The following is a 13257-nucleotide window of genomic DNA, read 5'->3' on the forward strand; positions in this document are numbered from 1 at the left end:
CGTGCGTGCGGGTGGGTCATGCCCCCAGTGTGCGACCCGGTCCGCCGGGCGGTGCCAGCACCACGACCGCGACCGCCGCCAGCAGCGCGCCGAGCGCCACCGCCGTGGCGCGGGCCCGTCCCAGCCGGTGCGGCAGGCCCTGGACCCCGGTCGCCGCGTCGTCCTCGAGGTCCGGCAGCACGTTCGCGACGTGCGCCCCCACTCCCAGCAGGGACGCCGCGAGCACGCCCCACCCCGTCGGCACGCCCCGCCTCGGCTCCGCGAGCGCCACGAACACGAGCAGCAGCCCGAACGAGAGCGCGTAGGGCGCCCACGACCAGGCCGTGCGCTTGAGCCACGCGTTGTACGACCAGGCGCTCGCGACCGCCACGACGTGCACCGCGCCGGGCACGAGCCCGGTCGCGAACGACAGCGGGACGCACACCACGAGCGCGCCGAGCGCCCACCGGCGCAGCACGGCGGCGTCGAGGAGCCCGGCGACCACGGGCTTGTCCGGCCGCGCGACCGCGAGGTCCCGCCCGGCGTCGATCCAGTCGTTCGACCAGCCGACCGAGAGCTGCCCGGCGAGCACGGCGGCGGTGACCAGCACGGTCGTGCGGACGTCCGAGCCGAGGCCCACGGCGAGCGAGGCGGCGAGCACGGTCACGACGGCCGCAGGCCCGGGGTGGCACGCGAGCGCGAGCCCACGCACGACCCGTCCCGCTCGCTGCACGCCCGCTCCCTCCGCCCGGCGGCCGAGGCTAGCAACCGGACGCGCCGATCCGCCTGCCACGTGCAACGATGCCGCAATGTCCCGACTTGTCGCAGTGGCACCCGTGGTGCCGGACCACGTGTACGCGCAAGCCGAGATCACCGCGGAGATCGGGCCGCTGCTGGCCCCGAGCCCGGCCCGGCGCGCGCTCCTGGACCGGTTCCACGGCGCCTCCGGGGTGCGCACCCGCCACTTCGCGCTGCCGCTCGAGAAGTACGCGGCGCTGACGTCGTTCGACCAGGGCAACGACCTGTTCATCAGCATCGGCGCCGAGCTGGCCGAGCGGGCCCTGCGGACCGCGCTCGACGCCGCCGGGCTCGAGCCGTCCGACGTCGACTTCGTGCTCTTCACCTCGGTGACCGGCGTCTCGGCACCCTCGATCGACTCGCTGCTCGTCGAGCGGGTGGGTCTGCGCCGGGACGTCAAGCGCCTGCCGTCGTTCGGGCTCGGGTGCGTCGCGGGGGCTGCGGGGCTCGCCCGGGTGCACGACTACCTCCTCGGCCACCCGCACGACGTGGCGGTGCTGCTCTCGGTCGAGCTGTGCTCGCTGACGATCCAGCACGGGGACGACTCGACGGCCAACCTCGTGTCGAGCGGGCTGTTCGGCGACGGCGCCGCCGCGGTCGTCATGGTCGGCGAGGAGCGGGCCCGGGCGGTCGACGCGTCCGCGGGCGGCGTGCCCGCCGGGGTCGACGTGGTCGGCAGCCGCAGCGCGGTGTACCCGGGCAGCGCCGCGACGCTCGGGTGGGACATCGGGGGCTCCGGGTTCCGCATCGTCCTCGGCGCCGGACTCGCGGACGTCGTCGAGCAGCACCTCGCGGGCGACGTCGCCACGCTCCTGGGCGCCCACGGCCTCGCGCCCGCCGACGTCGCGTCGTGGGTCGGGCACGCCGGCGGCCCGCGCATCCTCGAGGCGGCCCAGCGCGCGCTCGGGCTCCCGGACGGCGCGCTCGACCGCAGCTGGTCCTCGCTCGCGCGCGTCGGCAACCTCTCGTCCGCGTCGGTGCTGCACGTGCTCGCCGACACCCTCGCCGACGGCGCCCCGAGCCCCGGCGAGCCCGCTGTGCTGTTCGCGTTCGGACCCGGGGTGAGCGCCGAGCTCGTCCTGCTCCGCGGCGCGGGGACGGAGAACCCCTCATGCTGACCCCCTACCTCGTCCTGCTGGGCGCCACGGCCCTCGAGCGCCTGGCCGAGCTCGTCGTCTCGACCCGCAACGCGCGCTGGTCCTTCGCTCGCGGGGGCACCGAGTACGGGCGCGGCCACTTCCCGCCGATGGTCGCGCTGCACGCCGGGCTGCTCGTCGCGTGCGCGGTCGAGGTGATCGTCGCGGACCGGCCGTTCCTGCCCGTCCTGGGGTGGACCGCACTCGTGCTCACGCTCGCGAGCCAGGCGCTGCGCTGGTGGTGCATCGCGACGCTCGGCCCGCGGTGGAACACGCGCGTCATCGTCGTCCCGGGGCTGCCCCTCGTGACGGGCGGCCCGTACCGCTGGCTGCGGCACCCCAACTACGTCGCCGTCGTCGTCGAGGGCATCGCGCTCCCGCTCGTGCACACCGCGTGGGTCACCGCGCTCGTCTTCACCGTGCTCAACGCCGTGCTGCTGCTCCGCTTCCGCATCCCGACCGAGGAGCGCGCCCTCAGCCTGCTCGACGCGACCCCTGCGGACGGACCGGCCGCGACGGGCGGGCGCGACGACGCCGACCCGGTGGTGCGCCGGGCCGACCGCGCGTGAGCACCCTCCTCGACACCGACGTCGTGGTCGTCGGGGGCGGGCCGGTCGGGCTCGCGTGCGCGATCGAGTCGCGGCTCGCCGGCCTCGACGTCGTGGTCGTCGAGCCCCGCACCGGCTCGGTCGACAAGGCGTGCGGCGAGGGCCTCATGCCGGGGGCGCTCGCCGCGCTCGGCCGGCTCGGCGTCGACCCGCCCGGGCACGTGCTCGCGGGCATCAGCTACCGGCGCGGCGCCCACCACGCGGACCACCGCTTCCGCGGCACCCCGGGCCGCGGGGTGCGTCGCACGTCCCTGCACGACGCGCTGCGCGAGCGGGCCGACGAGCTCGGCGCACGACGGGTCACCGCGCGCGTGGACCACGTCGAGCAGACGCCGGACGGCGTCGAGGTCGCCGGGGTGCGCGCGCGACGGCTGCTCGCGTGCGACGGCCTGCACTCGACCGTGCGGCGGCTCACCGGCCTCGAGGTCGCACCACGCCGGTCGGGCGCACGGGCCCCGGTCCGCCGCTTCGGGCTGCGCCGGCACTTCCACGTCGCGGCCTGGACCGACCTCGTCGAGGTGCACTGGGGCCGGGCCGTCGAGGCGTACGTGACGCCCGTGGGCGACGACCTCGTCGGCGTGGCGCTGCTGGGCCCGGCGGGCGTCGACTTCGCGAGCGCTCTCGCGGCGTTCCCCGAGCTCGTCGCACGGCTCGACGGAGCGGAGCCCGCGGGTCCGGTGCGCGGGGCGGGCCCGCTGCGCCAGCGCACGCTGCGGCGCACGAGCGGCCCCGTCCGGCTCGTGGGCGACGCGTCCGGGTACGTCGACGCACTCACCGGCGAGGGGCTGCGCGTCGGCCTCGCGCAGGCGGCCGCCGCGGTCCGCCACCTCGACGACCCGGCGGCGTACGAGCGGTCCTGGGCACAGGCGACGCGTGGCTACCGCGTCCTGACGACGGGTCTCGTGGCGTGGGCGACGTCCCCGGCGCGGGGCGCGATCGTCCCCGTCGCCCGCAGCTCGCCGCGGCTCTACGGAACCATCGTCGAGGCGCTCGCGCGCTGAGCACGCCGACGCAGGCGCTGCCCGCCCGCGTCGCGCACCACCCGCGCCGCCTCGCCCGCGTCGCGCCCGTCTGCGCCGTGCCCCGCGGGCCGGCGCGCCTTGGCACGGCATGCCCGCGTCAGCGGTGCACGAGCGCCGGGTGCCGTGGGTCGTCGACGCGCACGACGACGTCCGCCGTGCGCTCCGGGTCGCACTCCCGGACGTGCCGGGCGTACGCGGGCAACGTCCACCGCTCCTCCGTGGGGGTGCGGCGCTCGAGCGTCGCGGCACGCAGCGCCAGGTGCACCGTGACGTCCACGTCGAGGCCGCGCCCCGCGAGCAGCGCGCCGTCGAGCACGAGCACCGTCCCCGGGTCGGCACGCAGGCGCCGGGCACGGGTCGACCGGTCGCGCACCGGGTCCCGCAGGCTCGGCAGGTACTCCCCCGAGCCCTGCGGGCCGAGCGGACGCAGGACCTCGCGGTCGAGCGCACCGAGGTCCACCCAGTCGTCGTACAGCGCGAGCTCGTCCTCGCGCCCGTGCTCGAGCCGGACGGACGCGGCCCGCAGGAAGTCGCGCGCCCGCACCCGCACGACGGGCCTGCCCGCCGCACGCAGCGGCTCGACGAGGGCGTCCGCGAGCACCTCCGGGCCGGCCGGCGGCGGACCGTCCACGAGGACCCGCACGTGGGTGCCGCGCTCGCGCCGCACGAGCACGCCGACGACGTGGTCCACGAGCGCGTCAGGAGTGACCGGCTCGACGCGCACCGGGCCAGTCTGCCCCGGACGGGACGCCGTCGCCGGGCGCCTCCGACCCCTCAGATGACGGACGGTCCCGCCGATCGGGTCCCCGACCACGCCGGCACGAGGAGACCCATGGACGGCATCACCGCGATCACGCAGCGCATGGCGGCGATCCAGGCGACCGTAGCGACGCTCGCCCCGCCCGCGCCCCGGCCCGCTGCGGCGTCCGCGTCGGGAGCGGCGTTCGGTGCGGTGCTCGAGCAGGCCGTCGCGCAGAGCTCCCCGGCACCCGCACCCGCGTCGGCTCCGGCGGCCGCCAAGCCCGCCGCGGTCTTCGTCGACGGCGTCCCCGCGGACCTCGCCGCGTACGGGAACGGCCGTATCCCCGGGGACGCGCTCGAGCCCGTGGGCTCCACGGGCCACAAGCTCTGGGCACCCGCCGCCGGCGCGCTCGAGGACGTCCTCGCGGCGGCCGCGCGCGACGGCGTCACGATCGGCATCACCGACTCCTACCGCTCGTACGACGCGCAGGTGGACGTCGCCGAGCGCAAGGGCCTGTACTCGCAGGGCGGCCTCGCGGCGAAGCCGGGCACGAGCCCGCACGGCTGGGGCCTCGCCGTCGACCTCAAGCTCGACGCGACGGCTCAGGCGTGGATGCGCGCCAACGGCGGCCGCTTCGGCTTCGTCGAGGACACCCCGCGCGAGCCCTGGCACTGGGTCTACCGGGGCTGACGGGCCCACCGGCGAACGGCCACCGCCCTCCGGCACGTACCCCGATGCCCGTCCGCGGCCTCGGACGCGCGCCGGACGCCGTCTCCGGCGTCTCGCGCGCTCCGGTCCGAGCACGCCCGCGGTGGCTCGCGGCCCGGCTCACGCCGAGCGGGAGCGGCCGGGCTCACGCCGAGCGGGAGCGGCCCGACGAGGGGACCCGACGAGGGCGTCCTGCCGGGTCCCGCGCGTGTGCCCCGCGTCCGTCAGACCGTGCCGGGGTCGCGGGGGTTGAGGTTGCCCGGGTCCGCGTCGGGGTCCGCGTACTGCCCGCCGGCGTCCGACGTGGTGTCGCGCGGGTTGAGGTTGTCCGGGTCGGTGTCCGTGTCGGTGTCCGGGTCGTACGGCTTCTCGGACTCGTTCACGGGCGTCTGGTCCTGGGTGCTCTCGGTGTTCTCGCTCATGTGCCTCACGCTGCCACCGGCACGGTCGACCCGCATCCGATGCGGCGGGACGTCAGCCGCGACGGTGGTCCTGCACGGTGAGCCGAGGGCCGCGACGGGGGGCGAACGCCCGGCCGGTCAGCTCCAGGAGCCGGATCACGCGGTACCGGTGCGGGCGCCACGGGGCGAGCAGCTCGAGCATCGTCGCGTCGTCGACCCGGCGGCCCACGAGCGCCCAGCCGACACCCTTGGCCAGGTGGTAGTCGCCGACCGACACCGCGTCGGCGTCGCCGAGCGCGCGCTGCGCCACCTCGGCGGCTGTCCACACGCCCACCCCCGGGACGGCCTGCAGCCGGCGCGTCGCGTCCTCCGGCGTCATCGCCACGGCTTCCTCGAGGCGCCCGGCGACCCGGGCGCAGGCGAGGACGGTCCGGGCGCGTCGGGGGTCGACCCCGGCGCGGTGGAAGTCCCACTCGGGCACGCCGAGCCAGCCGTGCGCGTCGGGCACGACGCGCATGCCCGCCGGGGCGGGGCCCGGGGCCGGCTCACCGTGCCGGTCGAGCAGCCAGCGCCACGCGCTGAACGCGGTGCTCGCGATGACGCGCTGCTCGAGCACCGCCGGGACGAGCGCCTCGAGCACACGCCCGGTGCGGGGCACCCGCAGCCCCGGGTGCCGGCGGTGGGCGTCGTGCAGGTCGGCGCGCAGCGGGCTGAACGACGCGGGGTCGTCGCGGTCACCGAGCAGCTCGGGCACCGACGCGAGCGCCTCGGCGGCGCCCGGACCCCAGGCGGACGCGTCGACCCGGTGCGTCCCGCGCTGGACGAGGCGCAGCGTCGCCGGGCCGGACGGCGGGCGCGTCGTGCGCCAGAGCGCACCGTCGGGCGTGCGCTGCTGCGTGGGGTCGAACCGCCCGTGCGCGAGCCGCTGGAGCGTGAGGCCGAGGTCCACGGGGGTCGCGGGCCGGTAGCTCGCGGTGCTGCCGCGGTCGCGGTCGGCGTCACCGGTGTCGGCACCGGCCGGCACGGGCACCGCGGACGCGCTCATCGACCCATCGTGCCATCCGCGTCGGCCCGGGATGCAGCCCGGGGCCCGCGCGCCCACGATGGAGCGGTGGCCGCACGCCGTGGGCGGCCGACCCACCCGGACCCGCCGCGGCCCCGACGGGAGGACGAGCACATGAGCGACCAGGACACCGACCGGGCTGCGGGCGGCACGGGCAGCGGCGCCGACGACACCGGCGGCTCGTCCGCGGACGAGACGTCTCCCGGCTCGGACGGTGACGGCGTCGAAGCCGGCTACACCCCGCCCGACGAGCTCGTCCGCGACCCCGAGCCGGTCGAGCCGACCGACTGAGGTGGGGCAGTCGGGGGGTGGTGGTTCCGCTCAGGGCGGAACTGGAGGATGATCAAGGGGTGGCCCCCCAGCAGACCGGTCCCCGCCGGCACCTCCCCAACAGTCCCTTCAACGCCGCACGCGAACGCGCGGCAGCGGCAGCCGTCTTCGAGCGCATCCCCGTCGGCGAGCGCGTCTCGCACGAGCGCCACGGTCTCGGCCGTGTGGTTGCGCTCTCAGGCGAGAGCGACGTGATCGTCGACTTCGGCGGCGGCGACCGCCGGCGCGTCTCCCTCGCGAGCTCCAAGCTCGAGCGTCTCTGACCGACCGCGCGACCCCCTGCGCCGCACGGTGCGCGGACCGATGAGTCCGCCGCGCACCGTCGGTCTTCCCTCCAGACCGAGCTGGAGGCGCGCATGCCCGACGAGACCGAACCGACGCGACACGTTCCTGCAGCGTGCTCGCGTGTCCGGCTGATGCTGGCTGTCGCCGCGCGCACCGTCGTGCGCGACGCCAGCGGGCTCCCGCCGGACCTCGCGAGCGTCGACGCGCTCGCGCGTGCGCACCTCGACGCGCTCCGCTCGGGGCGGTGCGAGGTGCTGCGCGGTGCGAGCGACGACCTGGTCGAGCTGCTGCGCTTCGCGGGCCTGGTGGACGTGCTGCGCGTCGAGACGGTCGTGTCACCGATACGTCGCCCCGCCGGCGAGGGGACCCTCTAGGCCGTCCGGCGAGGCCGACGGCGGGACCGCACGGGCGAGGGCGCCCGCCTGAGCCGGACCGCTCAGGCGGGACGCGCCTCCGTGCGGGACCGCTCCGTGCGGGACCGCTCCGGCGGGACGCCCGTCCGCGTGGGACCGACGCCCGTCCGCGGGGGACGGCTCAGGCGGGGACGCCCGCCACGTCGAGGTGGTCGGGCAGGCCGAACGCCGCGAACAGCCGGGTGTCGACGAAGTTCGTGATGCTCGAGATCGAGCCGTCCCGGATCTCCAGGACGTGGATCGCCCACGGTTCGAGCCGCCCGGCGACCGCGCTCGGCTTGTACTGCGCGAACGCCGGGGAGCCGTTCGCGTCGACGTGCAGCAGCCGGGAACCGCGGCACGCACCGCCCGGGCCGAGGTGCCACAGCCCGATGTCGACGGGGCCGCTCAGCCACAGCGCCCACGGCGGCATGGACTGGGTCGCGTCGGCGTGCAGCAGCCGCACGAGCGCCTCGATGTCGTAGGCCTCGAAGGCCTTGACGTACTGGTCGAGCAGCGCGGCGTGCTCCGGGTCGAGCGGGTCGGGTGCGCTCGCCCCGCGCTCCGTCGCACCGTTGGCGAGCGTCGCCCGTGCGCGCTGGAGCGCGCTGTTGACCGACGCGACCGTCGAGCCGAGGAGCGTCGCGACCTCCTCGGCACGCCAGCGCAGCACCTCGCGCAGGATGAGCACGGCGCGCTGGCGCGGTGGCAGCTCCTGCAGCGCCGCGACGAACGCCAGCCGCACCGACTCGCGGGCCACGGCGACGTCCGCGGGGTCGCCCGAGTCGGGCAGCACCCGCTCGTCGGGCGCCGGCCCGAGCCACGTCGGGTCGCCCAGCTTCTCGCCCAGGGAGGCCTCGACGGGCGGCGAGGCGGCAGGCGAGAGGTCCATCGGCAGCGCGCGGCGGCGGGTGCCGTCGAGCGAGTCGAAGCACACGTTGGTCGCGATGCGGTAGAGCCACGAGCGCAGGCTCGACCGGCCGTCGAAGCGGTCGAGCGCGCGCCAGGCCCGGATCATGACCTCCTGGACGGCATCCTCGGCGTCGTAGATCGACCCGAGCATCCGGTAGCAGAAGCCGGTGAGCTCACGGCGGTACGGCTCGAGCTGGTCGGGTGTGGCCGCGGGGGTGCGCGCGGCGGCGGGGGCGTCTGCGGGGACCAGACCGGTCACGACGGGGACCTCTCGACGTCCGGGGTGGGCTCGGTGCCCGCCGTCGGGGCGGCGGGCGCCCACGACCTCTCGATCCTGACAGTGCGCCGCGTCCCCCGACAACCCTCCCGGACGCCCGATCAGGTCGACGTCCCCCGCGTCAGCGCGCAGCACCGGCGGGCTCCATGAACATCGCCTCCCAGACGTGGCCGTCCGGGTCCTGGAAGGAGCGCGAGTACATCCCGCCCTCCTCGATCGCCGGGGTCGACACGCTGCCGCCCGCGGCGAGCGCCGCCTCGACCACCTCGTCGACGCGCGCCCGGGACGCGACCGCGAACGCGACGATGACCTCGGTGGCCCGCGTCGCGTCGGCCACGGGCTTCGTCGTGAACGTCGCGAAGAAGGGGTCGACGAGCAGCATCACGAAGCTCTCCGCCCCGAGGACGAGGCAGGCCGCCCTCTCCTCGGTGTACTGCGGGTCGAAGTCGAGCCCGAGCGCCGTGAAGAACGCCGTCGACCTGGCGAGGTCGCGGACGGGCAGGTTGACGAACACCATCGAGCGCACGCGGGACCTCCGGGACCTGTCAGCTGCTGGTGCAGGGCAGACCGGCCCGGCGACCGGAACTCATCGCCGGACGCCCGCGGGGCGTCTCCGTGGTCAGGTGCGCGTGAGCTCGACGACCGGGATCGTGCGCGTCGTCGCAGCGGCGTGCTCCCCGAAGAAGGGGTAGAGCGCGACGAGGCGCGACCAGACCTCCTCGCGGTCGGTGCCGGCCAGCGGCGTGGCGACCGCGTCGTACTCCTCGTCCCCGACCTCGACGTGCACCCGCGGCTCGGCGACGAGGTTCGTGTACCAGTCGGGGTGGGTGGGCGCGCCCATCGCGGACGCGACCACGAGGAGCCGGTCGTCCTCGCGGTGGAACATCATCGGCGTCGTGTGCGCCCGGCCCGAGCGCGCGCCGGTCGTCGTGAGCAGCAGGAGGCGTTCACGGTGCATCCCCTCGACGGGGCCGCCGGCACGGAACTGCTCGACGACGCGCCTGTTCGTCTCGGAGAGGTCCATCGGCCCGCCCTCCTGGTCGCGGGACGCCCGCGGTGGCACCCCAGGCTCGGCACGCTACTCCCGCCGCCACCGGGCCACCCGGCAGCCGGCCGCCACAGGTCGTCCCGGCACCGGGCCCCTGCGGGTCGACCCGGCACCCGGCCACCACCCGAGCGTCAGTGGGACGGCACCGCCGCAGGGAGCCGGCCCTCGCGGGACGGCGCCGGCCCAGCGCCGCGCGCGCCGGACGCGTCAGGCCTCGTGGTGCGCCGCGCCGTGCCCCGGGGGGACGAACGCCCGGTCACGCGTGCCGGCGTTGCGCGCGATCGCCATGTGACCGCCGAGGTAGCCGCCGACCCCGCTCACGGCGCCGCCGGCGAGCGCGAGCAGCGAGCCCGTCGCGTGGCTGCCGCGGCGCCGCGCGAGCCACGACGCGCCGTAGAGCACGACCGAGACGGTGTTGGCCCCGGCGTGCACGACCCCGACGCGCTGCGTGGTGCGGTCGGCGGCCGCCCACTCGGCCCACCCGGTGAGCACCGTCGGCACCGCCGCGAGCAGCCCCGCGCCGACGAGCGTCTGCGCCGCACGCCCGCCCCGCACCCCCGGGGTCAGGTCGAGGATCGACGCGGACATCCACGCACCGAGCGGGACGTCCGTGAGGAACGGGTGCACGGCGTGGCCGAGACCGCGGCCGTGCAGGACCCACCGGCGGGCCGGGCCGCCGACGAGCCGCGAGGCGAGCGGCCGCGCGGCGTCGACGGCGCCGTCGAGCGCGGTGAGCCGCTCCAGGGCGGCCGTCGCCCGGACGAGCGCCGGCCGGCCCTGGAGCGCGCTGCTGGTCCCGTGCGGCACGTCAGCGCCGACCCGTGGCGTCGCGACGCGGCCAGAGCGCGACTGCGAGGCCCGCGAGCGTGCTCGCGATGTGCAGGCCGTTGTCGGCACCGTTGATGTTGAGGAGGTTGGCGTCCGGGTTGTTCGCGACCACCAGCCCGTAGATGCTCGTCGCGCCGTAGCCGATCGCGAGGATCCAGCCGTAGGTGCGGGCGCCCGAGTCGGTGCGCCAGAGCGCGAGGCCGAGGCCGCCGATCAGCAGGTGCACGATGTTGTGCAGCGGGTTCACCGCGAAGCCGAGGAGTGTCTGGCTGTGGTCGTGCTCCGTGAAGCCGTCGAAGCCGGTCACGAAGAAGCCGAGGATCCCGACGAGCAGGTAGACCGCTCCGACGAGGAGCGCGAGGGTCTGGCTGACGGTGCGGGTCCGGCGGGCTGTCGCGGGAGACGTCATGGTGGTTCTCCGTCCAGAGCTGTGCCTAGGTGTCGCGCACGGGTCTCGACGCGGGGTACCGGGCTCGTGGCCCGGTGGCACGTCCCCGTCGGCCCCGTGCCGCTGGGGCAGGGGGCCGACGGGGTGTGCGTCCTGGTCAGCCGGCGGTGCGCCGGTCGACCGGTCGTGCGGGTCGGTCAGTACTGCTGGCGGGACTCCTGCACGGAGTCCTTGGCGCCCTTGGCGTCCTCCGCGAGGCCCTGGGCCTGCGTGGTGCCCTCGTCCTTGAGCGACGAGGCGGCCTCGGTGGCGCGGTCCTTGACGGCCTGCACCGCCTCCTGAGCCGGCTCGCGCAGGTTCTGCGCGACGTCCTGCGCCGCCGTCTTGACCTCGTCGACGAGGCCCGAGGTCGAGTCCTGCACGCGGCGCGCCGCGTCCTGCTCCACGCGGGTGGACGGCAGGAGCGACGACGCGAGCCAGCCGATGCCGAAGGCGATCAGGCCGGCCGCGAGCGGGTTGCCCTCGGTCTGGCGACGGACGAGCTGCGGGGTCTCCCCCACGGCGTGCGCAGCGCTCGACGCGGTCGACGAGACCGACGACGTGGCGCCGTGCGCCGAGCCGCTGACGCGGTCCTTCGCGTCGTGCGCGCTGCCGGCGACCTTGTCCTTGGCGTCGGAGGCCGAGCCCATGATGCGGTCCTTCAGGCCGAGGGCCGAGCCCTTGACCTTCTCGACCTGGCGGCTGGCGACCGCGCTGGGACGCACCTGCTCGCCGAACGCGTCGACGTCCTGGCTCAGCTCGGCACGCGTGCGCTCGATGTCCGCACGGATCTGGTCCGGGTCGTTGCTCATGCGTTCCTCTCCTCGTGTCCCTGAAGCGCGTTGGGGATCTTCTTGACGGTGTCGGCGGTCTGGGGGGCGCCCTGGATCCTCTGGAACTCCTTCTTGGCGCGCGCGGCGAGCACGGCCGCGACGACGCCCCAGAGGACGGCGACGATCACGGCGGAGATGCCGTGGCCGATCTGGTCGCCGAGGGCCCACCACAGGGCGACGGACAGGAAGACGAGAGCCATGTGGCCGGCGACGGCCGCTCCCCCGCCCATCCCGGCGCCCTTGCCGGCCTTCTTGCCCTCCTGGGTCAGCTCCGCCTTGGCGAGCGCGACCTCCTGGCGCATGAGCGTCGAGAGGTCCTTCGTGATCTCACCGAGCATCTCGCCCAGCGACGGACCGCTGGTCGGGCCCTCGGCGGCCCGGGGGTCGATCCCGGTCCTGGGGTCCACGCTCATCGTCCGTCCTCCACCGTGACCCCGCCGAGCGGGTCACCCGCGGCCGTCCCGCCGAGCCCCGTCGAGGGTGCGCCGGGGGCGCGGTGGGCACCCGTGCTCTCGTCGACCTCCTCGGTCCCGTAGACCGGACCGGTGCCGTACGTCGAGCCGGTCGTCCCGTAGGTGCCACCGGTCGTCTCGTAGCCGGTCGTCGTGGCGCCGGTCGTCGTGGCGCCGGTCGTCTCGTAGCCCGTCGTCGTGGCCGCGGTGTCGGTCAGGCCGTAGCCCGTGCCGGTCGTGGCGTACTCGGTGGTCGCCGGGTAGGAGGTCGTGGTGTCCGCGTACGAGGCGGTGCCGGTCGTGGTGTCCTTCGCCGCGTCCTTCGCACCGCGCGTCAGGCGCCCGGCGAGGACACCGGCCGCAGCCGCGATCGCGAGGAACGTGCCGGGGTTGCGGCGGGCGTACGTCTTGACCTCCTCCAGGAGGTCGGCCGGCTCACGCGCCTCGAGCCACGACGCGACGGAGTCGGTCCGGCCGGCGACCTGCCGGGCGATGTCGGCGGCGAGCCCGCCCTGCGAGCTGTCGGCCATCGAGCCGAGATCGGTCCCGAAGGTGCGGATGCCGCTCGCCACGCGGCTCTGCTGCGTGCTCGCCTGGTCGGCGAGCCCCGCCCGCGTCTGGCCGAAGACGTCCTTGACCTGGCTCTTCGCCTCGTGGGCGACCTCGCGGGCCTGACTCTTCGCCTCCTGCGCGAGGTGCTGCGTGCTCTCCGCGGCGCTGTGGGCGACGCCCGACGCCTCCTCGCGGACGGCCTGTGCCGTCGATCCCTGCGAGCCGTCCGCCGGCTGAGCAGTTCCGTGGTCGTTCGTCATCGTCATCCCTCCGAGTCGACGGGATCCGTCGTGTGCTGGGGGGTCGGAGGACGTCGCCGCGGCATGCGGGACACCCACCCGGACCCTCCCTGGGTGGCGCCGACGACTTGCCTGCGTCGGTGCTTCGTGCCGCCCGGTCGAGCGCCGTGGGACGCCGTCCGGGGACGTTGACGACGCTATGCACACCGGCAGGCGTCCGCCACC

Annotated in this window: 19 protein-coding genes; 7 read left to right on the plus strand and 12 right to left on the minus strand. The window is 76.1% G+C overall.

Features of this window, described 5'->3' with window-relative positions:
* Positions 1-16: 16 nt before the first annotated feature.
* The gene (locus tag AB6N24_RS11700) at positions 17-712 is read right to left on the minus strand and encodes a UbiA family prenyltransferase (protein WP_412869573.1); all 696 of its coding nucleotides are present in this window, start codon (positions 710-712) and stop codon (positions 17-19) included.
* 76 nt (positions 713-788) lie between these two features.
* Between AB6N24_RS11700 and AB6N24_RS11705 the strand changes: the two genes are divergently transcribed.
* The 3 genes from AB6N24_RS11705 to AB6N24_RS11715 are packed head-to-tail and all read left to right on the plus strand — an operon-like array spanning position 789 to position 3522.
* Positions 789-1895 (plus strand): type III polyketide synthase, encoded by a 1107-nt coding sequence (locus AB6N24_RS11705; RefSeq protein WP_412869574.1) that lies wholly within the window; start codon positions 789-791, stop codon positions 1893-1895.
* Complete coding sequence (locus tag AB6N24_RS11710; RefSeq protein ID WP_412869575.1) at positions 1889-2482, plus strand: isoprenylcysteine carboxyl methyltransferase family protein; 594 nt, start codon at positions 1889-1891, stop codon at positions 2480-2482. Before AB6N24_RS11705 ends, AB6N24_RS11710 begins: the two co-directional genes overlap by 7 nt.
* Positions 2479-3522 (plus strand): NAD(P)/FAD-dependent oxidoreductase, encoded by a 1044-nt coding sequence (locus AB6N24_RS11715; RefSeq protein ID WP_412869576.1) that lies wholly within the window; start codon positions 2479-2481, stop codon positions 3520-3522. Before AB6N24_RS11710 ends, AB6N24_RS11715 begins: the two co-directional genes overlap by 4 nt.
* Before the next feature lie 118 nt (positions 3523-3640).
* Here AB6N24_RS11715 and AB6N24_RS11720 read toward each other — a convergent pair whose 3' ends face one another.
* Positions 3641-4267 (minus strand): nucleoside/nucleotide kinase family protein, encoded by a 627-nt coding sequence (locus AB6N24_RS11720; protein WP_412869577.1) that lies wholly within the window; start codon positions 4265-4267, stop codon positions 3641-3643.
* A 108-nt stretch (positions 4268-4375) separates the two neighbouring features.
* On the opposite strand from AB6N24_RS11720, the gene AB6N24_RS11725 reads away from it, so the two are divergent.
* A complete protein-coding gene (locus AB6N24_RS11725) occupies positions 4376-4975 on the plus strand; it encodes a M15 family metallopeptidase (RefSeq protein ID WP_412869578.1) in 600 nt (199 codons plus the stop codon).
* 242 nt (positions 4976-5217) lie between these two features.
* Here AB6N24_RS11725 and AB6N24_RS11730 read toward each other — a convergent pair whose 3' ends face one another.
* Together AB6N24_RS11730 and AB6N24_RS11735 are read right to left on the minus strand one after the other, a co-directional pair.
* Entirely contained in the window at positions 5218-5415 is a 198-nt protein-coding gene (locus AB6N24_RS11730) for a hypothetical protein (RefSeq protein WP_412869579.1), read from the minus strand.
* A 52-nt stretch (positions 5416-5467) separates the two neighbouring features.
* Positions 5468-6439 (minus strand): DNA-3-methyladenine glycosylase family protein, encoded by a 972-nt coding sequence (locus tag AB6N24_RS11735; protein ID WP_412869580.1) that lies wholly within the window; start codon positions 6437-6439, stop codon positions 5468-5470.
* Positions 6440-6571: 132 nt separating this feature from the next.
* Here AB6N24_RS11735 and AB6N24_RS11740 point away from each other — a divergent pair, with 132 nt between their 5' ends.
* The 3 genes from AB6N24_RS11740 (at position 6572) to AB6N24_RS11750 (ending at position 7446) form a co-directional block, all read left to right on the plus strand.
* Complete coding sequence (locus AB6N24_RS11740; RefSeq protein WP_412869581.1) at positions 6572-6748, plus strand: hypothetical protein; 177 nt, start codon at positions 6572-6574, stop codon at positions 6746-6748.
* 17 nt (positions 6749-6765) lie between these two features.
* Positions 6766-7050 carry a hypothetical protein gene (locus AB6N24_RS11745; protein ID WP_412869582.1) on the plus strand — a complete coding sequence of 95 codons (285 nt, stop codon included), beginning with the start codon at positions 6766-6768 and terminating at the stop codon, positions 7048-7050.
* Between the two features lie 153 nt (positions 7051-7203).
* Complete coding sequence (locus AB6N24_RS11750) at positions 7204-7446, plus strand: hypothetical protein (protein WP_412869583.1); 243 nt, start codon at positions 7204-7206, stop codon at positions 7444-7446.
* 160 nt (positions 7447-7606) lie between these two features.
* Here AB6N24_RS11750 and AB6N24_RS11755 read toward each other — a convergent pair whose 3' ends face one another.
* From AB6N24_RS11755 to AB6N24_RS11790, 8 genes are all read right to left on the minus strand, one after another.
* Positions 7607-8635, minus strand: a complete 1029-nt coding sequence (locus AB6N24_RS11755) for a sigma-70 family RNA polymerase sigma factor (protein ID WP_412869584.1) — start codon at positions 8633-8635, stop codon at positions 7607-7609.
* A gap of 139 nt (positions 8636-8774) precedes the next feature.
* A complete protein-coding gene (locus AB6N24_RS11760) occupies positions 8775-9170 on the minus strand; it encodes a VOC family protein (RefSeq protein ID WP_412869614.1) in 396 nt (131 codons plus the stop codon).
* A 102-nt stretch (positions 9171-9272) separates the two neighbouring features.
* Positions 9273-9677, minus strand: coding sequence for a nitroreductase/quinone reductase family protein (locus AB6N24_RS11765; protein ID WP_412869585.1), 405 nt, complete (start codon positions 9675-9677; stop codon positions 9273-9275).
* A 231-nt stretch (positions 9678-9908) separates the two neighbouring features.
* Entirely contained in the window at positions 9909-10508 is a 600-nt protein-coding gene (locus AB6N24_RS11770; protein WP_412869586.1) for a DUF2231 domain-containing protein, read from the minus strand.
* 1 nt (position 10509) lies between these two features.
* Complete coding sequence (locus tag AB6N24_RS11775; protein ID WP_412869587.1) at positions 10510-10938, minus strand: DUF4383 domain-containing protein; 429 nt, start codon at positions 10936-10938, stop codon at positions 10510-10512.
* 176 nt (positions 10939-11114) lie between these two features.
* Positions 11115-11768, minus strand: a complete 654-nt coding sequence (locus tag AB6N24_RS11780) for a DUF3618 domain-containing protein (protein WP_412869588.1) — start codon at positions 11766-11768, stop codon at positions 11115-11117.
* A complete protein-coding gene (locus tag AB6N24_RS11785; RefSeq protein WP_412869589.1) occupies positions 11765-12202 on the minus strand; it encodes a phage holin family protein in 438 nt (145 codons plus the stop codon). The genes AB6N24_RS11780 and AB6N24_RS11785 overlap by 4 nt, the downstream gene beginning before the upstream one ends.
* Positions 12199-13059: a hypothetical protein gene (locus tag AB6N24_RS11790; protein WP_412869590.1), complete on the minus strand. Its 861-nt coding sequence runs from the start codon at positions 13057-13059 to the stop codon at positions 12199-12201. Before AB6N24_RS11790 ends, AB6N24_RS11785 begins: the two co-directional genes overlap by 4 nt.
* Between the last annotated feature and the right edge of the window lie 198 nt (positions 13060-13257).

Source organism: Cellulomonas jepli (assembly GCF_047229345.1).
Lineage (GTDB): Bacteria > Actinomycetota > Actinomycetes > Actinomycetales > Cellulomonadaceae > Cellulomonas_A.

Excerpts from the sequence above, each read along its gene's own strand:
- AB6N24_RS11785 (WP_412869589.1), bottom strand. The coding sequence starts at position 12,202 with ATGAGCGTGGACCCCAGGACCGGGATCGACCCCCGGGCCGCCGAGGGC.
- AB6N24_RS11750 (WP_412869583.1), top strand. The coding sequence starts at position 7,204 with ATGCTGGCTGTCGCCGCGCGCACCGTCGTGCGCGACGCCAGCGGGCTC.
- AB6N24_RS11730 (WP_412869579.1), bottom strand. The coding sequence starts at position 5,415 with ATGAGCGAGAACACCGAGAGCACCCAGGACCAGACGCCCGTGAACGAG.
- AB6N24_RS11780 (WP_412869588.1), bottom strand. The coding sequence starts at position 11,768 with ATGAGCAACGACCCGGACCAGATCCGTGCGGACATCGAGCGCACGCGT.
- AB6N24_RS11775 (WP_412869587.1), bottom strand. The coding sequence starts at position 10,938 with ATGACGTCTCCCGCGACAGCCCGCCGGACCCGCACCGTCAGCCAGACC.
- AB6N24_RS11740 (WP_412869581.1), top strand. The coding sequence starts at position 6,572 with ATGAGCGACCAGGACACCGACCGGGCTGCGGGCGGCACGGGCAGCGGC.
- AB6N24_RS11790 (WP_412869590.1), bottom strand. The coding sequence starts at position 13,059 with ATGACGATGACGAACGACCACGGAACTGCTCAGCCGGCGGACGGCTCG.
- AB6N24_RS11735 (WP_412869580.1), bottom strand. The coding sequence starts at position 6,439 with ATGAGCGCGTCCGCGGTGCCCGTGCCGGCCGGTGCCGACACCGGTGAC.
- AB6N24_RS11765 (WP_412869585.1), bottom strand. The coding sequence starts at position 9,677 with ATGGACCTCTCCGAGACGAACAGGCGCGTCGTCGAGCAGTTCCGTGCC.
- AB6N24_RS11725 (WP_412869578.1), top strand. The coding sequence starts at position 4,376 with ATGGACGGCATCACCGCGATCACGCAGCGCATGGCGGCGATCCAGGCG.
- AB6N24_RS11705 (WP_412869574.1), top strand. The coding sequence starts at position 789 with ATGTCCCGACTTGTCGCAGTGGCACCCGTGGTGCCGGACCACGTGTAC.
- AB6N24_RS11760 (WP_412869614.1), bottom strand. The coding sequence starts at position 9,170 with ATGGTGTTCGTCAACCTGCCCGTCCGCGACCTCGCCAGGTCGACGGCG.
- AB6N24_RS11710 (WP_412869575.1), top strand. The coding sequence starts at position 1,889 with ATGCTGACCCCCTACCTCGTCCTGCTGGGCGCCACGGCCCTCGAGCGC.